The organism is Polynucleobacter sp. Adler-ghost, from assembly GCF_018688495.1.
In the GTDB taxonomy this organism is placed as follows: Bacteria; Pseudomonadota; Gammaproteobacteria; order Burkholderiales; family Burkholderiaceae; genus Polynucleobacter.
In genome coordinates this window covers 1,104,820-1,125,151 of record NZ_CP061320.1, presented here as the reverse complement: position 1 = coordinate 1,125,151, position 20,332 = coordinate 1,104,820, and the positions used below count along the sequence as shown (strand labels likewise).

General features: G+C 43.6%; 19 protein-coding genes. 18 read left to right on the top strand and 1 reads right to left on the bottom strand.

The genetic code is table 11. The features are described 5' to 3' along the window. The 16 genes from lpdA to ICV89_RS05820 all read left to right on the top strand — a co-directional run bounded on the left by lpdA (position 1) and on the right by ICV89_RS05820 (position 17,493). Positions 1-1,788, top strand: coding sequence for a dihydrolipoyl dehydrogenase (gene lpdA, locus ICV89_RS05895; RefSeq protein ID WP_215307330.1), 1,788 nt, complete (start codon positions 1-3; stop codon positions 1,786-1,788). Between the two features lie 106 nt (positions 1,789-1,894). After that, positions 1,895-2,755 (top strand): helix-turn-helix transcriptional regulator, encoded by an 861-nt coding sequence (locus ICV89_RS05890; RefSeq protein WP_215307328.1) that lies wholly within the window; start codon positions 1,895-1,897, stop codon positions 2,753-2,755. Between the two features lie 126 nt (positions 2,756-2,881). Then, a complete protein-coding gene (locus ICV89_RS05885; protein WP_216861251.1) occupies positions 2,882-5,866 on the top strand; it encodes a molybdopterin cofactor-binding domain-containing protein in 2,985 nt (994 codons plus the stop codon). Further along, positions 5,863-6,702: a xanthine dehydrogenase family protein subunit M gene (locus ICV89_RS05880; RefSeq protein ID WP_215307326.1), complete on the top strand. Its 840-nt coding sequence runs from the start codon at positions 5,863-5,865 to the stop codon at positions 6,700-6,702. The genes ICV89_RS05885 and ICV89_RS05880 overlap by 4 nt, the downstream gene beginning before the upstream one ends. Next, positions 6,699-7,193 (top strand): (2Fe-2S)-binding protein, encoded by a 495-nt coding sequence (locus ICV89_RS05875; protein WP_215307324.1) that lies wholly within the window; start codon positions 6,699-6,701, stop codon positions 7,191-7,193. The genes ICV89_RS05880 and ICV89_RS05875 overlap by 4 nt, the downstream gene beginning before the upstream one ends. Continuing rightward, entirely contained in the window at positions 7,186-8,721 is a 1,536-nt protein-coding gene (locus ICV89_RS05870) for an AMP-binding protein (RefSeq protein ID WP_215307322.1), read from the top strand. The genes ICV89_RS05875 and ICV89_RS05870 overlap by 8 nt, the downstream gene beginning before the upstream one ends. A gap of 20 nt (positions 8,722-8,741) precedes the next feature. Beyond that, entirely contained in the window at positions 8,742-9,551 is an 810-nt protein-coding gene (locus tag ICV89_RS05865) for an enoyl-CoA hydratase/isomerase family protein (RefSeq protein WP_215307320.1), read from the top strand. 22 nt (positions 9,552-9,573) lie between these two features. After that, positions 9,574-10,755 (top strand): ABC transporter substrate-binding protein, encoded by a 1,182-nt coding sequence (locus ICV89_RS05860; RefSeq protein WP_215307319.1) that lies wholly within the window; start codon positions 9,574-9,576, stop codon positions 10,753-10,755. 84 nt (positions 10,756-10,839) lie between these two features. After that, complete coding sequence (locus ICV89_RS05855) at positions 10,840-11,724, top strand: branched-chain amino acid ABC transporter permease (RefSeq protein WP_215307317.1); 885 nt, start codon at positions 10,840-10,842, stop codon at positions 11,722-11,724. Then, positions 11,717-12,700: a branched-chain amino acid ABC transporter permease gene (locus ICV89_RS05850; RefSeq protein ID WP_215307315.1), complete on the top strand. Its 984-nt coding sequence runs from the start codon at positions 11,717-11,719 to the stop codon at positions 12,698-12,700. The genes ICV89_RS05855 and ICV89_RS05850 overlap by 8 nt, the downstream gene beginning before the upstream one ends. Continuing rightward, positions 12,700-13,455: an ABC transporter ATP-binding protein gene (locus tag ICV89_RS05845; protein WP_251370789.1), complete on the top strand. Its 756-nt coding sequence runs from the start codon at positions 12,700-12,702 to the stop codon at positions 13,453-13,455. The genes ICV89_RS05850 and ICV89_RS05845 overlap by 1 nt, the downstream gene beginning before the upstream one ends. Further along, complete coding sequence (locus ICV89_RS05840; protein ID WP_216861250.1) at positions 13,452-14,162, top strand: ABC transporter ATP-binding protein; 711 nt, start codon at positions 13,452-13,454, stop codon at positions 14,160-14,162. The genes ICV89_RS05845 and ICV89_RS05840 overlap by 4 nt, the downstream gene beginning before the upstream one ends. 18 nt (positions 14,163-14,180) lie before the next feature. After that, positions 14,181-15,167, top strand: a complete 987-nt coding sequence (locus tag ICV89_RS05835) for a tripartite tricarboxylate transporter substrate binding protein (protein WP_215307313.1) — start codon at positions 14,181-14,183, stop codon at positions 15,165-15,167. Between the two features lie 32 nt (positions 15,168-15,199). Then, positions 15,200-16,624, top strand: coding sequence for a UbiD family decarboxylase (locus ICV89_RS05830; protein ID WP_215307311.1), 1,425 nt, complete (start codon positions 15,200-15,202; stop codon positions 16,622-16,624). 12 nt (positions 16,625-16,636) lie between these two features. After that, positions 16,637-17,215 carry a UbiX family flavin prenyltransferase gene (locus ICV89_RS05825; protein WP_215310341.1) on the top strand — a complete coding sequence of 193 codons (579 nt, stop codon included), beginning with the start codon at positions 16,637-16,639 and terminating at the stop codon, positions 17,213-17,215. Then, on the top strand, positions 17,212-17,493 hold the full coding sequence (locus ICV89_RS05820) for a DUF4936 family protein (RefSeq protein ID WP_215307309.1): 282 nt from the start codon (positions 17,212-17,214) through the stop codon (positions 17,491-17,493). The genes ICV89_RS05825 and ICV89_RS05820 overlap by 4 nt, the downstream gene beginning before the upstream one ends. Before the next feature lie 25 nt (positions 17,494-17,518). Here the strand turns inward: ICV89_RS05820 and ICV89_RS05815 are convergent, their stop codons facing one another. Then, a complete protein-coding gene (locus ICV89_RS05815; protein WP_215307307.1) occupies positions 17,519-18,073 on the bottom strand; it encodes a phasin family protein in 555 nt (184 codons plus the stop codon). Positions 18,074-18,270: 197 nt separating this feature from the next. Here ICV89_RS05815 and ICV89_RS05810 point away from each other — a divergent pair, with 197 nt between their 5' ends. Together ICV89_RS05810 and ICV89_RS05805 are read left to right on the top strand one after the other, a co-directional pair. Next, positions 18,271-19,158, top strand: a complete 888-nt coding sequence (locus ICV89_RS05810) for a DMT family transporter (RefSeq protein WP_215307305.1) — start codon at positions 18,271-18,273, stop codon at positions 19,156-19,158. Between the two features lie 194 nt (positions 19,159-19,352). Beyond that, positions 19,353-20,318, top strand: coding sequence for a serine hydrolase (locus ICV89_RS05805; protein ID WP_251370788.1), 966 nt, complete (start codon positions 19,353-19,355; stop codon positions 20,316-20,318). Positions 20,319-20,332: the final 14 nt, after the last annotated feature.

Here is a 20,332-nt window from a genome sequence, read left to right as displayed (position 1 = left end):
ATGACTAAGCAAATTATTCTCGTACCAGATATTGGTGATTATTCGGATGTACCGGTTATTGAAGTACTCATCAAAGTGGGCGATGTGATTGAAAAAGAACAACCACTGCTCGTTCTAGAATCTGACAAAGCCACCATGGAAGTTCCAGCTGATGCGGCTGGAACGGTTCTGAGTATTTCTGTAAAAGCTGGCGATAAGGTTGGTAAAGGTAGTGCGGTAGCTGAAATTGAAGTGGGGGCAGGATCTACTCCTCAAGCTGCTGTGTCTGCAGCCTCACCAGCTCCAACTCCTACACCAATAGCAGCAGCGCCTGTAATGAGCGCTCCTGTTGCTGGTCAATACAGTGGCAAAGTGGATCATGAGTGTGAAGTGCTCGTATTGGGTGCCGGTCCAGGAGGCTACAGTGCCGCCTTCCGAAGTGCAGATTTGGGTATGAGTACTATTTTGATAGAGCGCTATTCAACTTTAGGTGGTGTTTGCTTAAACGTGGGCTGTATTCCTTCGAAAGCCTTGCTGCATACAACTGCAGTGATGGATGAAGTGAAAACAATGTCTAAGCATGGTATTAGCTATGGCGCTCCCAAGATTGAAATTGATCAATTACGTGGCTACAAAAATTCAGTCATTGCCAAATTAACGGGCGGATTAGCTGGCATGGCCAAAGCACGCAAAGTGAACGTGGTGCGTGGATTAGGCCGATTCTTGGATGCAAATCATGTAGAAGTCGAGTTAACCAAGGGTGATGGTCAAGATTTAACAGGACAAAAAGAAGTGGTTCGGTTTCAGAAGGCAATCATTGCAGCGGGAAGCCAGCCAGTAAAACTTCCATTCTTGCCAGAAGATCCTCGTATCGTAGATAGCACTGGCGCCTTGTTACTCAAGACTATTCCAAAGCGCATGTTGGTCATCGGTGGCGGCATTATTGGTTTGGAGATGGCCACTGTATATAGTACTCTAGGCTCCTGTATTGATATTGCTGAAATGATGGATGGCCTTATGGCAGGTGCGGATCGTGATTTAGAGAAGGTCTGGGAGAAGTTTAATGCTGGCCGTTTTGAAAACATCATGCTCAAGACTCGCGCATCAAAAGCTGAAGTGAAGGCTGACGGTATTCAGGTTAGTTTTGAAGGTGAGAGTGCTCCCTCGGGACCGCAGACTTACGACTTGGTATTAGTTGCAGTTGGGCGCACTCCAAATGGCAAGAAGATTGACGCATCCGCTGCAGGTGTTGTTGTAGATGAGCGCGGCTTTGTTCCTGTTGATAATCAAATGCGTACCAATGTCCATAATATCTTTGCGATTGGCGATATTGTTGGCCAACCTATGCTGGCTCATAAGGCGGTGCATGAGGGTCACGTTGCTGCTGAGGTTGCTGCTGGTGAAAAATCCTACTTTGATGCGAAGCAAATTCCATCAGTGGCATACACTGACCCTGAAGTGGCTTGGGCAGGTTTGACTGAAGAGCAGTGCAAGGCTAAGGGAATAGTCTATGAAAAAGGTTTATTTCCTTGGGCGGCCAGCGGTAGAGCGATTGCTAATGGTCGAGATGAGGGCTTCACCAAACTCATTTTTGATGCTACTAGCAAACGTATTATTGGTGGTGGTATTGTTGGTACGCATGCCGGTGATTTAATTGGCGAAGTCTGCCTTGCTATAGAGATGGGTGCTGATGCTGTAGATATTGGTAAAACGATTCATCCGCATCCAACCCTGGGAGAATCTGTTGGCTTGGCCGCAGAGGCTGCCCTTGGCCATTGCACTGATTTGCCGCCTGTAAAGAAAAAATAGAGACCAAATAGACTGTAAATATTAAAAGCCCTGAAATATCGGGGCTTTTTTTACAGTGCAATATAAATACTTATCAAAAGAATAAGTTTGTGAGATGATTTAAAGCATGTCTAAGGTAATCCGACTTCTTCATGGTGATTTTGGTAGAGTGGCTCTTCTAGAGATGGATGCGCCCTTGGTAACCCATGCACATCACCACTGCCACATCTTATGTAAGGTGGCTGGACCGGACATTGCTTTTCAAGTAAGAGGGCAGTTATGCCCTTTAACGGATGACAATGCAGTGCTTATCAATGCTTGGGAAGAGCATTCTTATCTTCACTTACCAGTTAATGGTGAAAACCCTATTCTGCTTGCTCTGTACCTTGAGCCTAAGTGGCTAGCATCTTTCAGTAAAAAATTCTTAGCAAGCAGTCATCCCCGATTTTTTATGAACAATTTATCTGGGTTGGGCGTTCATCAAAAGCAAGTATTAGAAAAGATTTCAATGGAGCTTTGGTGGGCCGATCAAATTACCCATGATTATCTTGAGTCTATCTTGCTTGAACTCGTATTGAGCTTCATGGATAATGCCGATCTTTTAACTCCAAGTGATTTGCGTAACTCCGGAAATTCACTGGCTTTTATGGATCCTAGAATAAGGAAAGCAATTCACATCATGAGGACATCCCCGCAGGGGTTTAGTGATATTGCCATGGTTGCGCAAAGCGTTGATCTTTCCCGCTCACACTTTTTTGAGCTCTTTAGGCGCTGTACCGGGCTTTCACCGGTTGTATTTGCGAATGTCCTTAGAATGGAGTTTGCCTTTGATGCCCTAGCTGACAAAGGAGAGAACCTGATACATATTGGCACTGAACTTGGCTTTTCTGCCCCAAGTCATTTCACTCGTTTTTTTAAGCAGCATCAAGGGGTTACCCCCAGCCTCTATCGTCAGCAAGTAGAAAAGGCTCCTAAGCTAGACTCTTAGGGTTTTCCTGATATACATAATCGGACTCTAAGGTAACTCATCGGACTTTAGGGTAAGCATCCTCACTGGTCGATCATTAAGCTTCTTTCAGCATCAATTTTTCTCAATTTAGCTGAAAAGAAGTCATTGAAAACAAGTTCAAACTATTTAGGCAAGGCATGTGAGCGCGTAGAAGATACCGCTCTACTGACAGGAGAAGGTCGATACTTAGATGATCTTCCATTGCCAGTTGGAACTCTATACGCAGCTGTGGTTCGATCACCGATTGCTCATGGAAAAATTCTTTCTGTAGATATTGGGTCAGCATTGCAGCTTAAGGGTGTCAGGGCAATTCTGACGATCGAGGATGTGCAGGCCTGGTCAAATCCATTGGTAGTTGCCGTTAAAACTCCCATGCGTCAGTGGGTATTGGCTAATGAGTATGTGCGCTATGTTGGAGAGCCTATAGCTGTTGTCATCGCTGAATCAAGGGCTTTGGCAGAAGATGGTGTTGAAAGGGTGGCGTTAGATATTCAGCCCCTTCCCGCTGTGGTCGATGTAGATATTGCATTAACAGATGCATCAATTGTTTTGCATAAAGACATTGGCAGTAATTGCGTTTTAGATAGGGCATATCAATATGGCGATCCCGATAGCGCATTTCAAAAAGCTGCCAATATTGTTGAGGTTGATATTCGTTACCCTCGGAATTCTTGCACGCCCTTAGAAACTGGTGGAGTGGTTGCTCAATGGCGAATGGCTGATTTGTCTTATGAAGTCACGTCGAATTTTATGGGTCCATTTTCATTGCATGTAGTTATGGCAGCCGCCTTGAAGGTCCCAGGAACAAAATTACGTCATCATGTTGCGCCTGATTCAGGTGGTAGCTTCGGCGTTAAGCAGTCGGTACTGCCATACATCATCATGAGTTGTTTGGCGTCGCGTAAGGCAGGCGCTCCTGTGAAATTTATTGAGGATCGCTTAGAGCATCTTCAGGCAGCTACCTCTGCCACATCTCGGCACACTCATTTGCGTGCTGCTGTGGATGGCGAGGGAAAAATTCTGGCTTTGGACTACGATCAAATTGAAGATTGCGGCGCATATTTAAGAGCACCTGAGCCAGCAACACTCTATCGTATGCATGGATGTGTGACTGGTCCTTACCAAATTCAGAATTTAAAAATTCGTAATCGTGTTGTGCTTATTAATAAAACTCCTACCGGATTAGTGAGGGGATTTGGCGGCCCTCAGGTTTATTACGCACTTGAACGCTTGATTCATAAAATCGCAAAATCATTAGGAAAAACGCATCAAGAAATAGCTGCATTAAATTATGTTCAAAAAGAGCAATTCCCTTACCGAGCAGCCGCTGGGGCATTACTGGACTCGGGGGATTACCAGAAAGCCTTAAAAACTCTTGAGGGTTCACCAGAGTTTAAAAAAATACTAGATCGTAGAGAGCAGGCAAAGAAAGAAGGTCGTTATTACGGTATTGGTATTGCGTCGATTGTTGAGCCTTCGGTTTCTAATATGGGTTACATCACTACCGTTCTGACAAAAGAACAAAGAGCAAAAGCTGGCCCTAAAAATGGCGCCATTACTTCTGCGACTGTTAGCGTGGACCCTTCCGGAAATATTGCCGCCAATATTGCATCAGCTCCAGCTGGACAAGGGCATCAAACAGTTATTAGTCAATTATTGGCAGATGTTTTTGGTGTCTTGCCATCCCAAATCCAGGTGAATGTAGATTTTGACACTGCAAAAGATGCATGGTCAATTGCTGCTGGAAATTACTCAAGTCGATTTGCGGGTGCTGTCGCAGGAACAGTATTTCTGGCAGCTGAAAAGCTCAAGGCTAGGATTGCGGATTATGCCGCTCATGTGCTTAAGGTGAAGCCAGATCAGTTAATTTTTGCAAACGGAAATATATCTGTAGTTGGGGGTGATGAGAGAGGAATTCCTTTCTCCAGAGTATGTGGAAATTTTCACTGGTCTCCTGGATTAATTCAAGAGGCTCTTGGGAGCGAAGCGATTCTGGCGCTTCAGGAAACGCAGTTTTGGAGTGCTGCTGTTCTAGAGGCGCCTGATGAGGGTGATCGAATCAATACTTCTGCTGCATATGGTTTTGCTCTTGATGCTTGCGGCATTGAAATAGATCCTGAAACCTGTTCTGCCAAAATCGATCAGTACATTACCGTTCATGATGCGGGAAAAATATTAAACCCTGCCTTAGCAAATGGTCAGATTTATGGGGCATATGCACAGGCTGTAGGGGCAGCTCTTTTTGAAGAGTTTGTCTATAGCAGCGATGGTAATTTTCTCTCAGGGACTTTTGCAGATTACCGTTTGCCAACTGCTAGCGATATTGGTGTCCCAAAAATTTATCATCAAGAATCTCCAAGCCCATTTACACCTTTGGGTGCCAAAGGAATTGGAGAGGGAAATAGTATGAGTACCCCCGTTTGTATTGCAAACGCCATTGCAGATGCGTTAGATATTGAGAATATTATTTTGCCTGCGACTCCGAGTCGAATTCATGCACTGCTTGTCGAAAAAGGCTCTTTAAAACTTGATAAATCCTCGAGCCAAGTGTCGTCGATGACAGCAAATACTGACTATCCTTTGAAAGCTCAAGGCGAGGTTAGATTGCATGTTCTGCAAGAAGAGATCTTTGCTGTTTTGCTTGATCCAGAAAGATTAAAGAATGTCATACCGGGCTGCGAATCCATTCATAAAAAAACTATAACTGATGGTATTCAGTTTGACTGCGTAGCAGTTGTACGCATTGGTATTGCTAAAGCCCGATTTGAAGCTAAGGTTGTTTTAACGAATGTTCAAAGTCCCGATAGCTTTACCTTGGGTGGAGAAGGTAGGGGCCCATTAGGAATGGCACTCGGAATGGGCCAAGTTAGTCTTAAAAAAGACAATGGAGTAACTGTTCTAAGCTATGACTACCAGGCGCAGGTATCGGGGAAGCTAGCAGCGATTGGCAGCAGGTTACTAGAGGGTGCTATTCGATTGGTTTTGGATCAGCTATTTAGAGCGCTTGCAAAAGAGGCCGGAGCAAAGCAGGAGGGTTTATTTAAATCCCTCATTGGCAGGCTCTTTGCCTTATTGGGAGTAAGCAAATGAAATCTGCTCCGTTCGTGATGCACCAAGCCCACTCTCAATCGAATATTTTGGATTTGCTCGATAAATATGGAGAGGATGCTCGCATTATTGCTGGTGGGCAAACCCTTGTCCCTGTATTGGCCATGAGGGTGGCTAGCCCTGACCATTTAATTGATATTAACAAGGTCGAAGAGCTTAAAAAATTTGGTGTTTCAGGCGACATGCTTCGGGTTGGGGCTGGTGTAAGACAATCTGAGTTGGAGCATTGGAGTGAACTACAAACGGTTCAACCGCTGTTAAGTATGATGTTTCCGTGGATAGCCCACGCGCCTATTCGAAATCGTGGAACAGTATGTGGATCGATAGCACATGGCGACCCTAGCTCTGAATTGGTTCTTGGGTTGGCTGTATTAGGGGGTTCCGTAACTCTAGTCAGCAAGAAAAAGAGGCGGGTAGTACAAGCCAGAGATTTTTTCTTGGGCGCTCTTCAGACTGATCGTCAGTCAAATGAATTTATCGAAGCAGTCGATTTCCCTATTCGTAGACCTAATGCTGGATTTGGATTTACTGAATACGGATATCGTCATGGCGATTATGCGGTTGTAGCTGTTGCAGTTATTAAGGAGGGCGATCACTGGACTATAGGATTTGGTGGGATTGATGATGTTGTGAAGGTATATAAATGTGTTGCCAATTCTCTAGATGAGGCCAATCAGTTTATTGATAATTTAGCTACTGAAACTGAGGTAAGAGAAGATCCCACTGCCACTTCAGGATTGCGTCGACATTTGATGCGTTCGCTTGGCAAGCGCGCATGTCAACAGGCGATAGATTTTAAAAGCGATGAAATAAGATGAAGAACCACTTGGTAAGGCTCATTTTAAACGGTGTAGAGCGTGAAGAAAGTTGTGAATCACGCACTACATTACTAGACTTTATTCGCCATGATTTAGGGGCAACTGGCACACATGTAGGTTGTGAGCATGGCGTATGCGGGGCATGCACGGTAGAACTTGATGGACAAATTATTCGCTCTTGTCTCATGTTTGCATACCAGGTCGATGGCGCTAAAGTGAATACTGTAGAGGGGCTTGTAAAGTCAGGGGAAATGTCTGACTTACAAAATGCCTTTAAAAAACACCATGCGCTGCAATGTGGATTTTGTACGTCAGGATTTTTACTATCTGCAGAGGATTTACTCAAAAAGAATCCCGATCCAACTGAGAAAGAAGTGCGCGAGGGCTTGTCCGGTAATTTATGTCGTTGCACTGGATACGTTGGGATTGTCGAAGCTGTATTAGAAGTTGCTTCAGCCAGAGCGCACAAAGACGGAGGAGAGCATGCTTGACCTAGGTCGAACTTTTTTACAGGCTGTTGAGCGTGAGCCTGAAAAGTTAGCAATCGTTGATGGGAGTAGACGATATACCTACAAGGAGTGGGCACTACATATTGGCGCTATTCAGCAATTTTTTAATGAGCAGGGTCTGAAGCGTGGCGATCGGATTTTGACTATTTTGCAAAATCGCTATGAGGCAGCAACAATTCACTGGGCATGCCAGATGGCTGGTATCGCAATTGTTCCTTTAAATTGGCGCTCCAAGCCAGATGAAATTGATTACTGTGCACAAAATGCTGATGTGAAATTAGCGTTTGTCGAGGAGATTTCACTCAATAACTATTTAGAATCCGAAACAAGCAAGTCAATCTCTGTGATTCTATGTATGGAGAAGACGGATTCAGATGCTTACAGGTATTTTGAGAGCCTCATTCAGAAAGGGATTGAACCTGTTGCGCGCGGTCACGTTGAGGATATATCTGTCATGCTCTTTACCTCAGGCACCACTGGTAAACCGAAAGGGGTTCCAAGAAAGCAGCGCGCAGAGCGAGCTGCAGGCATTGCGCATGTGGCACAAAATCAGTATGCAATGGGTGAAGTGACCTTGGGAGTAATGCCCCTGTATCACACTATGGGTGTACGAACATTGTTATCCCTATGCATCGTTAATGGTACTTATATCGCAGTTCCTCGTTGGGATGTGAATAAAGCTATTGAAGCAATTGAGCGCGAAGCAGTGACGCATCTTTACTTAGTTCCGACCCTTTATCACGACATGATCGAGTCAAAAAATTTCAATTCAAGTAGAGTTAGGACGGTTAAGAAGCTTGGATTTGCAGGTGCTCCAATGCATGACGCTTTATTGCTTAAATTAAGCGAAGCCTTTTCTCCTGAATTATTTGTGAATCATTATGGTTCAAGCGAGATTTATACATACACCATCAATCAAAATGCCGTGTTGAAGCCAGGTTGCGCTGGAAAAGCAGGGTTGAATGCACGTATTAGAGTGGTAAAGCTGGATCAAGGCTCTGTACAAACATTGCCAAATCAAATGGTGGTTATCAATGAAGAGGGTCAGATTATCTGCGATCTCTCAGGTGATGAAGCGTTTGAGGGTTATTGGAAAAGACCTGATGCTGATCAAAAGTTAATTCGTGATGGTTGGTATTTCACTGGTGATACGGGTTATTTTGATGGGTCGGGTGACTTATTCGTTACTGGGCGTGTCGATGACATGATTATTTCCGGTGGAGAAAATATTTCTCCGGTTGAAATTGAATCTATTTTGTCATTGCATCCGTCTGTGAGTGAAGTGGCTGTTGCAGGCTTAAAAGATGACCGACTCGGACAAAAAGTGGTGGCCTTCATTAGGGCGTCTGGGAGTGTGGATTCAAATACTCTGGATGAATATTGTCGTGGATCAGATTTGATCAACTTTAAACGTCCCCGTGAGTATGTATTTGTGAAAGAAATTCCCAAGTCGCCTGTGGGGAAGGTATTGCGACGAATGTTAGTCGCTGGCGAATATGAAAGAGCTTAATTTTTTACTAGAAAGACCTTATGACTACTATTTTGAAGCACCCCTTTAGCAATATTCTCGACAATCTTGATGGTTTTTATGTGGAGATTAACGAATCCCAGCAAAGGGCTGACATTGTTTTAAAGAGGCCGCCATTTAATGTCATACAAATGCCTCAGCGTGATCAATTGCGGGCTACTTTCGAGACTTTAGATGCAGATGACCGCGTACGCATCATTGTATTGAGGGCTGAAGGGGAGCATTTCTCAAGTGGGGGAGATATTAAGGGCTTTTTAGAAGCAACACCTGAGCACTTATCAAAGCTTGCGTGGAATATTGCAGCACCAACGCGTTGCTCTAAGCCTGTCATTGCTGCAAATCATGGCTATTGCTTCGGAGTAGGCTTTGAAATTTCTTTAGCATGCGATTTTCGTATTGCAGCCGAATCAACTCTGTATGCCTTACCAGAGCAAAAATTAGGACAAATTCCTGGCTCAGGTGGATCAGCGCGCCTACAAAAAATGGTTGGTATCACGAGAACTAAGGATATTGTGATGCGCTCTAGGCGGATCAAAGGGCAGCAAGCTTATGAATGGGGTGTTGCAACTGAATGCGTTCCTGATTCTGAACTCAGCAGTGCTGTTTCTAAATTGGTAGATGAGCTTCGCGCATTCTCGCCTATGGCTCAGAGAACTGCCAAAAAGATGCTTAATGAAACAGAGGATTGTTTATTAACTACGGCAATAGAAGTTGAGGGTCATTGCTATAGCCGTTTGCGTAGTTCTGAAGATTTTAAAGAAGGGGTTGAGGCATTCCATGGGAAGCGTCAACCAAATTTTGTTGGTCGTTAATTTTTTAAAGGAGACGTGCATAATGAAAAAGCAATTTCAAACAAAGAAAATCGCTCTAGCAGTAGTGTTAAGCCTTGGGGCGTCATTAGTTTCGGCGCAAACAGGCCCAATCAAAATCGGTGTTGTGACACCTTTATCTGGTACTTACACACCAATTGGCGAGCAAGTCAAAATGGGTTTAGATTTAGCGGCAAAAGAAATTAATGCTGCAGGCGGCATTAATGGCCGAAAAATTGACTTAATTTACGAGGATGAAGAAGCCAATCCTGCCGTTGCGACTCAAAAGGCAGAAAAATTATTCCAAGTTGAAAAAGTAGACTTTTTGACAGGTACAGTAAATTCAGGCTCTACCTTGGCTGTTGGGCAGTTGGCAGAGAGAAACAATAAGCTGATTGCGACAACTGTTTCATTTGCTGATTCAATTACAGCTGATAAATGCTCACCAAATGTATTCCGAGTAAATGCACGTGCAGGTATGCAGTCTGCTGCATTAGCTGCTTGGGTGGATAAAGAGATTCCTAAGGCGAATATTTTCTTTATTGGCCCTGACTATGAAATGGGGCGGAGTACGGTCTCCGCATTTAAGAAAGCATCTACTGAAAAAGGCGCCAAAGATGTTGGTGAAGTTTTTGCACCACTCGATAATAAGGATTACTCACCATATTTTGGTCAGGTAAGGGCTGCTAAGCCAAACGTTATTTATACCTCTGTAGCCGGTAACGACACTGTACGCTTATTCACTCAAATGGAAGAGTATGGCGTGAATAAAGGCGTCACGGTTGTTGGCGCCTCTGGCACAGTGACATCGCAAAATCTAGGTGCAATTGGTAAGTCTGCGAATGGATTTGTTACTGGTGTTGGCTACTCACCCAAGCTAGATAACCCAGCTAATAAAAAGTTTGTAGCTGATTTCCAAAAAGCCTATAACAAGCTCCCTGATCTTTATGGGGCTGACTCCTACGGACTAATGTATTTTTATAAGGCTGCTGTAGAAAAGGCTAAGTCCACAGAAACTGATAAGGTCCGCGCTGCCATGAATGACTTAAGCTGGCAAACCCCGCAAGGCACAAAGAAGATGCGTGCTGGTGATCACCAAGCCATGCAGGATATGTTTGCAGTTCGTGTAGAAAATGGCGAGTTCAATATTGTTGGAAGAGTACCTTCTGATCAGGCAATTGGCCCTGATACATGTACTCGTTTTTAATTAATCTGTAAATTACTCCATATCCATCTTATGCGGATGTGGAGTTTTTAGGCTTGTGAATTTCATTAAGGGATTGGGTTTTCAATGCTAGAGAGCTTGCAATATATTTATGCGCCACAGATAGTCAATGGACTTTCAATTGGGGTTGCTGTAGTCCTCATGGCTTTGGGGTTAACTATTATTTTTGGCTTGCTAGATGTTATTAATATGTCGCATGGTGAGTTCTATGCAGCTGGTGCTTTCATCAGCGTGAGTCTCATGGCTATAGGCGTCTCATTCTGGCTTTGCCTAATATTGGTTCCTTTGATATTGATGCCAATTGGATTTGGAATGGAAAGGCTGTTGATTCAAAAAGTATTTCACTATAAAGACCGACATATCCTGACATTGCTCCTCACTTTTGGCGTGGCAATGGTTTTGGAAGATGGATATAAGATTATTTGGGGCGCAAACCCAATAAAACCCAGTGCCCCAATCTCAGGGGCAAGTGAGTTGCTTGGAGTGATGTTCCCAAATTACCGATTATTTTTAATGGGATTTGGCGCATTAATTATTTTTTCTGTTTGGGCGCTTATTTATAAAACCCAGTTGGGTGCAATTGTGAGGGCTTCAGCATATGACAAGGATATGAGCTCATCATTGGGTATACCGGTCATGCGCGTTTATGCACTAACTTTTGCATTTGGTGTTGCCTTAGCTGGACTTGCAGGAGTGTTGCTTGCTCCTATCTATTCGGTATTCCCTACCATGGGGCGAGACTTTATTTTGATGGCCTTTAGTGTTGTCATTGTCGGAGGTCTTGGAAGCATTAAAGGGGCTGTTATTGCCGGAATCTTATTAACCCAATTGCAATCAATATCTTCTTTATTTATTTCGCCAGTATGGTCAGATCCCCTGGTCTTTACGGTGATGGTTTTAGTGCTTATGTTTAAACCAGCTGGTTTGTACGGAGGCATGAAAAATGCATAATCCGCAGGTAAAGGCAATTAGGATTATTGAGATATTTTTATTAGTATCTGCCATCGTCTTATTTGTAGTAGGAAGTGTTCTTGGGGACACTTTCTTTCTGAGGCTAGCTACAGAGTCATTGATTTTTGGTGGGCTAGCAATGTCCGTTGACTTATTGCTCGGCATTGTTGGTTTACTGTCTCTTGGTCAAGCTCTATATTTTGGCTTTGGCGCCTATTTATCTGCCTTGATTTTAAAAGAGGTTTCCCCATCTTTTTTCTTGGCAATCGGAATTGTTACCCTTTCATCTATCTTGTTAGGTTGGGTTGCTAGCTTTGTAGCACTGAGATCAAAGGGTGTTTACTTTGCTTTAATTACCTTTGGCTTGGCGCAAGTAGCCGCAAAAGTTGTTTACAACACTCGCAGCCTTGGCGCCTCTGACGGCATGATGGGAGTGCCCATTTTGCAAATCTGGACTCCAATTGGCTCTGTTGATGCTGGTCAGCCCGGTGTATTTTTTGTCATCACATTGCTTACGATTGGTGGGTTATATAGTGTCCTAAAGTATTTTTTGACAACCCCGATGGGATCTATTTGGCATGCCATTCGATCTAATGAGGACCGTTTGGCCTATATAGGCTACAAATCCAAAGGCCCAAAACAGGTAGCTTTTATTTTGGCTACAGTGGTGGCTGCAGTATCTGGTGCGCTTTATCCAATGTTGAGGGGTTTTGTTTCTCCGGAGTTAATGTTCTTCAGCGTTTCTGGAAATGCGGTTGTAACGGTTGTTTTAGGCGGAGTGGGCACCTTAATTGGACCCATACTGGGGAGCGTTCTTCTAACCTCGTTTAAATCCATCATTGGAACTTGGACGGTGCATCACCATATTGTTATTGGACTGATATTCGTAGCAGTGGTTGTCTCCGCTCCCAAGGGTATAGCAGGATTGCTAGCTACCTATTTCAGAAAAACTCATTCTCGCAAAGGAGAGGAGTGATGGAGAATATGGAAATCATTCTTAAAGCGAAGAGTCTAAGCAAGCGTTTTGGCGGTCTTGCGGCTGTCGATGATGTTAGCTTTGAGGTAACACGTTTAGGTGTCACCTCTATTATTGGGCCAAATGGTGCCGGCAAGAGCACTCTTTTCAATTTACTTAGTGGTACTTTCATGGCTGATTCTGGGCTGGTTGAGCTGGAGCATAAAAATATTACGCGAATGAGTCCTGAAGAAAGATTGTCATGTGGAATGGCTCGATCATTTCAGATCACCAATCTTTTCTTTGATCTTTCTGTGATTGATAACCTAAGAATTGCAAGTCAAGCGTTAGAGCCAAGTTCTCATTTGTTTTTACCTTTAAGCAAAAGCACCATAGCAATACATAGGGCTAATGAATTATTAGAAGAATTTGGCTTGCTTGAATGTCGCGATCAACTTGCGGGAGCCTTATCCCATGGCCAGCAAAGACGCTTAGAGATTGCGGTGACCTTAGCAACTCGGCCAAAACTTCTGCTGCTAGATGAGCCAACTCAAGGGATGTCCCAGGGGGATACTCAGGACACCGCTGAGCTTATTAAGCACCTAGGATCAAAAATTACAGTGCTATTGATTGAGCATGATGTAGATCTTGTGATGGATCTATCTAAAACAGTAATCGTCATGGCGCAGGGTAAGAAATTAGCGGAAGATATTCCTAGTGAGGTTCGCGCTAATCCGCATGTGCAAACGGCATACTTTGGTGAGGAGTTGGCATGATTTTGGAGATGCTTGATGTACATGTCAATCTTGGCCTATCCCATGTTTTGCAGGGTGTTAATTTAGCCATTAAACCCGGTGAGACAGTAGGCCTGTTTGGAAGAAATGGGGTCGGCAAGACTACCATTGTAAAAACTATTGCCGGATGGCATAGGCCTTCTCAGGGAAAAATACTATTTCAAGATCAATCTATCGAAGCTTTACCGCCAAATGAAATTACCCGATTGGGCATGGGCTTAGTTCCCGAAGACCGCAGAATATTTCCAGGCTTGAGTGTCGAAGGCAATCTTAGGCTTGGATTGATGCAAGTTCAAGCAAGTGAGCGTAAGGCTGCTGAACAGCGAATGCAAATGGTGTTTGAGCGATTTCCGCGGCTAAGGGAGAGGCAAAATCAATCGGGAACAACCTTATCTGGCGGCGAGCAGCAAATGTTAGCAATGGCTCGTGTGTTGGTAGGTAATCCAAAATTACTGTTAATAGATGAGCCTACAGAAGGCCTTGCACCAATGGTGGTTGCTGATATCTTTCGGTTGATGGAAGAGCTAAAGTCTCAAGGAATTTCAATTCTATTAATTGAGCAAAATATTCATAAAGCCATTCATTTATGCGATAGACATTATGTGGTTGAGCGGGGGAGGGTTGTGCTTGAGGGCAATTCTCGAGATCAAGAAGAGCGTAAAGAATTAATTAGGCGTGTCAGTGTTTAATACAAATTGGAGAAATTCATGAGAGCCATCAAAACAGGTTTTTTTCTTACATGTGTAGTTACTATTTTTGGTTTTAGTGCGAGTCATTTGTTTGCGCAAACCCCAGTTACATATCCAGAGAAACCAATCACCATAGTTGTCCCTTATCCGCCTGGTGGATTTAACGATACGCTTGGCAGAATAGTCGGCAAAAAATTAAGTGATGCTTGGGGTGTAAACGTGGTGATAGAAAATAAGCCAGGAGCCGGTACTACCATTGGAACTAATTTTGTTGCGCGCTCCTCGCCAGATGGCTACACAATATTGGTTTCTCAGTTTCCCTTTGCGGCCAATCCATATTTGTACAAATCTTTACCTTACGACACCTTAAAAGCCTTCAGTCCGGTGGTCTTGGCTGGTAGATCTCCGATGGTATTAGTCGCTAATTCCAATTCACCAGTTAAGACAATGGGAGATTTCTTAGCGCTTGCTAAAGCAAAGCCTGGCTTTATGAATTACGGTACATCGGGCCCAGGATCTTCAAATCATTTGGCAATGGTTTTGTTTGAGATGATGGCTGGCGTTAGTTTGAATCAGGTGCCTTATAAAGGCAGTACGCCACTGCTGACTGATTTAGCAGGCGGCCAAGTGGAAGTGGCGTTTGATGCTTATCCTCATGTGCGACCTTTTCTCCAGTCAGGAAAAATTCGACCAGTTGCCATAGCAACAGAAGCGAGATCCCCGTTGATGCCAGATGTGCCAACAGTAAGCGAATCTGGCGTGAAAGGATATGAAGCTTCATCATGGCATGGTTTTGTAGTGCCAGCAGGGACACCACAGCCAGTTGTTGATAAGTTGAATAAACAAATCAATTTGATCCTAAAGCAAGAGGATATTAGAAAAACATTCAACGAGCAGGGCGTTGTTCCAGATGGGGGAACAGCTGCTCAATTTGAAATTTTTATTCGTAAACAAATGGATATTTGGAAAAAAGTGGTTTCAAGCGCAGGCATCACTCCAGAATGATGGCCATGTTTTATCTCGTATAGGTGGTATTGATGAAAAAGTTTACCCAACTTCGGCCATGGCTATCGCAGCTTGCTGATACCAATCGACTGGTTGCGACAAAGAAGAATGTATTACTTAAGCATGAATTAGCAGCTATAGCTAAAAAGCTCGATGGCAAAAGTAGTGTATTTTTTCCAAGTCCAGATGGTCATTCAATTCCTGTAGTTTCTGGTTTCATGTCTTCGCGCTCATGGATTGCAGAAGCAATGGGTGTAAATGAATCTGATTTGTTGAATGCATTTCGATTAGCGGCCGACAATCCGCTACCTTGTAAATTAGTCACAAAGGCACCCTGTCAAGAGATTGTGCATCAGGAATTTGATGTAAGGACTTTGCTGCCAGTGCCCACACACAGTGAGCACGATAGCGGACCCTACATTACCGCTGGTTTGGTGATAGCCAGAAATCCCAAGACTGGAATACAAAATGTATCTATTAATCGCATTCAAGTAAATTCAAAAGATCGTATGGCTGTTCTGATTTTGCCTAGGCATCTTCATGCTTTTCAACAGGTTGCCGAAGAGTTAAATCAGCCATTGTCTGTTGCGGTGGTTATTGGCGTAGACCCTCTAACACTCTTAGCCTCTCAGGCAATTGCCCCGATTGATGCAGATGAGCTTGAAATTGCTGGCGCATTGCATGGAGCGCCCCTGGAGGTAGTGAAATGCTTAACTAACGATGTTGTAGTGCCTGCAAATGCGGAGATTGTTATAGAAGGGCATATTCCACCTAAGGTACGTGAGCTTGAAGGTCCATTCGGCGAGTATCCCAAATACTATAGTTCTAAGGAGAAGCGCCAAGTCATTGTGGTGGATACGGTTACTCATAGAAAAGATCCTATCTTTCACACTATTGTTCCAGCAGAATTAGAGCATTTATTGCTTGGATCAATCCCGAGAGAAGCGACCATCTTGTCCCATCTTCGCAGAAGCTTTCCTGGAGTCTTAGATGTGCATTTATCGCTAGGGGGAGTTGGGCGATATCATCTTTATATCAAGATTAAAAAGACGCACGAGGGCTTGCCTAAGAATGTGATCTCGGGCGCTTTTAGTTCTCACTATGATGTGAAGCATGTTGTGATTGTCGACGAAGATGTCGAAGTTCATGATCCAGTTCAGGTTGAGTGGGCTATTGCTACGAGATTTCAGGCTAAGCGCGGTTTAGTGGTGATTCACGATGCACAAGGTTCTGTTTTGGATCCTTCAACGACGGTTGGATTGCCTGTTGATGCGGATGGAGTTATCCCAGCTCAATTTCAAGGGATGAGCTCAAAAATGGGTTTAGATGCAACTAAGCCGCTAAGTTATGAGGGTCATGTTTTTACCAAAGTGAAGATACCTGGAGAGGATGTTGTGAATCTGGAGACCGTTCTTGATGCTGAATTTCCCGTATCTTCCTATTTAAAGACAAACTAATTTTTAGGGCTCATCGTGCAAAAACGTTTAATAGTCGCTATTACAGGAGCATCGGGAACAATCTACGGAATCCGAATTCTTGAAGCCTTAAAACATCTTGGTGTTGAATCTCATTTGGTGATGAGCGACTCTGCCAAGCTCACCATGGCTGCTGAAACGAATTACAAGCCAGCACAAATTGAGGCTATGGCTGATTTTGTTCATTCAGCAAAAAATATTGGCGCTTCAATATCTTCTGGTTCATTTAAAAGTCTTGGCATGGTGATTGCCCCATGTTCAATTAGAACTTTGTCAGAAATAGCTAGTGGGGTGACTAGTAGTTTGGTTTCTAGGGCTGCTGATGTAGTGCTGAAAGAGCGTCGTCGCTTGGTATTACTGGTCAGAGAGACACCGTTGCATGCGGGGCACTTACGTTCAATGTCTCAGGTTACTGAATGCGGTGCAATTGTGATGCCTCCGGTACCAGCTTTCTATGCCAAGCCAGAATCTATTGATGATATGGTGAATCAAACGGTTGGTAGATGCTTAGATCTTTTCGACTTAGATAATGCATTAGTCACTCGTTGGAACGGAATGGATGGTGGGAAATGAGTTTATATGTCTACTTTAAATTTATTGTGTCAGACCATCCCATGGTCTTGAAGCTTATCAGAGCTATGCATGATCAGTTAGCGCTTGAGTTTCCGGGGTTAACTTGTGAGTTACTCAAAAGACCATTGCCCGATCAAGATGGCAAGGAGACTTGGATGGAGGTTTACTGCGGAGTAGTAACTAAGACTTCTGAATTCAATGAGCGACTTGCAGAATTAGTTTTAAAAAACGATTTGCCCCAGCCTAGGAGAAATGAAGTTTTTATTTCAATCGAGTAGGACTTTTTTGAGACTGCGTTATAAATTACTTCTTCTTTATATTTTTACGCACAGTATCAGTTTTCTTCAAAACAGTATTAGTAGCACCGCTTAAATTATTTTGTGCAACTTCAACCGCATGCTTCACAGCCTTTTGGCTAGTTTCAAAGACATTGTTCGCAGTGGCAATAGCTTGCTTCATTGCTTGAGCGGCACCATCAGATCCTGCTGGCGCATATTTAGTCCACTCTTGTACTAAAGAATTCATTTTTTTCTGACCCGCTTGAAATTCTTTTTCAGCAGATTGAGTAAAGCTGTTTTGTGTCTCATGTGCTAACTCATTCAAATGACGACTGTAAGCCATCATTTTTTCTGCCATTGGCTGCACCGCCTCTGCTTGATGTGCGAGCAATTGCTGGATGTCTTTTACTTCTAATGCTTTCTTGGCGCTATTCATGCTGTCGCTCAAACTTTGCTTGGCAATATATAAATTGAGTTCCACTAATTTTTCAATACTTTGTAATGCTTGTTTGGTTAATTCACTTAAAGTCTCTAGGTTTGCTTTTTGTGCCGTGACAATTTGTTCTGGAGTTAAGTTCATCTATCTCTTTCCCATTTGACTGGTTCTGTATTTTTTTTTTAGATTTCCTAAATGTACTCTTTTTCTATTTCCACTTCGCTTATATTATATTGCGTTGCAACATAATATAAGCGAAGTGGATTTAAGAGGGGTTGATTGAGAAAAGAGCCTAAAATTAGACTCTTAGTAAAAATCTCAATATTTTCAATAAGTTATTCATGAAGCTCTCGTTAGATAGTGCCATTGCGCCGATTTTTGTATTAATTTGGAGTACTGGTTTTGTAATCGCACGCTTAGCAATGCCATATGTAGAGCCAGCCACCTTTCTATTTTGGCGCTTTGCAGGGGTTTTAGCGGCTATGGCAGCCCTTAGTCTAGTTTGGAAAATTACATGGCCTAGCTGGTCTCAAATCAAGCATATCGCTATTGCAGGCATCTTGTTGCAGTTTGGATATTTGCTGGGAGTTTGGTTTGCTGTCAGATTAGGGATGACGGCGGGTTTGGTAGCGATCATCGTTGGGCTTCAGCCAATTGTGACCGCTTGGTTTGCTGCTTGGATTTCAGAAAAGGTAACGCCACATCAGTGGATTGGCCTAGGGTTTGGGTTTACGGGGGTTGCTTTGGTAGTTATCGAAAAGATTGGCTTTGCACACATCCCATTGGCTAGTTATGTATTGGCGTTTATTGCACTTTTTTCTATTACGTTCGGCACCTTATATCAAAAGAAATTCTGTCCTGTATTTGATTTACGTGCTGGATCATCCATTCAGTTTGGCGTATCGGCAGTGCTGTGCTTTATCTGTATGTTTTTGTTTGAGTCGGGAGAGATGGTTTGGAATCTCTCAGTTATCAGTGCATTGCTATGGGCCATCTTTCCTATATCTATTGGATCCATTAGTTTGCTATTTATGATGATTCGCAAGGGGGCTGCAACCAAGGTAACGAGCCTTCTTTATTTAACGCCGCCCACCACTGCGGCGATGGCATGGTTCTTATTTGATGAGCCCTTTACCTTTATGATGGCAGGTGGTTTATTGCTCACGATGACTGGAGTTGTTCTAGTTAATCGTGGTCAAACAAGTACTGTTGCTACGATTGCAGAATAAGCTCTCTAAAAGCGCACTAAATAGAAGCATTATTGTTGCCTCAGTAGCTAAAAACTGCAGTCGAGAAGTAAAAGTTATTTATCATTCCGTATGTTAAAAGTTTTGGAAGGCAATTTGGGATGTATTTGAATCGTTTTTGGCTCGTCGCCCTCGTTTGCCTAATCTCGTTTGGAGCTGCTAGCTCCTCTCCAGTAATGGCGAACAATTCAGATTCGAAAACTGCAAAGTCCACCAAAGCAGCAGGAAAGGCGCCTGCAAAATCTGAGTCTAAAAAGGTTGTTAAGTCAACTAAAAAGCCAAAAACAGTCAGGACTACTGTTACTCGTCCAGGTGAGTCCGTTGTCCCAGCAAGACCCTCATTTGCAACAGCACTTGGTTTGCGTGGTCAGCACGACGATTTAAGTTTGCAGTCCAGCGTAGCCATGGTTGTTAATCAAGATACCAAGGAAGTGTATTTTGAAAAGAACTCCTCGGTCAGTTTGCCGATTGCTTCTATTACCAAGTTGATGACGGCAATGGTCGTCCTTGATTCTAAATTACCCCTAGATGAAACCATGGTCATTAATGCGGATGACGTCAATATATATCGCTCGTCCCGCCTTGCTGGGGGAACAGTGTTGACGCGAGAAGAGGCTTTGTTGTTGTCGCTCATGTCCTCTGAGAATCGAGCAGCCTACACACTTGGCCGAAATTATCCAGGCGGTATTTCTGCATTTATTGATGCCATGAACCGCAAGGCAAAAGAGATAGGCATGACACATTCTTATTTTGCCGATCCGACTGGCCTCAGGAGTGAAAACGTTGCGTCCGCAGAAGACCTCGCACGTATGTTGAGCGCCGCCTATCAATACAAAATGATTCGTGATTTTTCTACTTGGCCTGATTTGACTATGGTGATTGCCAAGCGACCACAGAAGTTCTTAAACACTAATCGCTTGGTACGTTCAGGTGATATGAATATCGGCTTACAAAAAACAGGATTTATTAACGCAGCAGGCAAGTGCTTAGTGATGCAGGCTCGTATAAACAACACACCCTTACTGCTGGTTTTCTTAGATTCTGTTGGAACGCAATCGCGTTTTGCTGATGCAGTGAGAGTCCGCGATTGGTATGAGCGCATGCCATTGGGTGAACCTCAGGCAATTCGTCGCTTGATGTAAGAGCTACATACGTA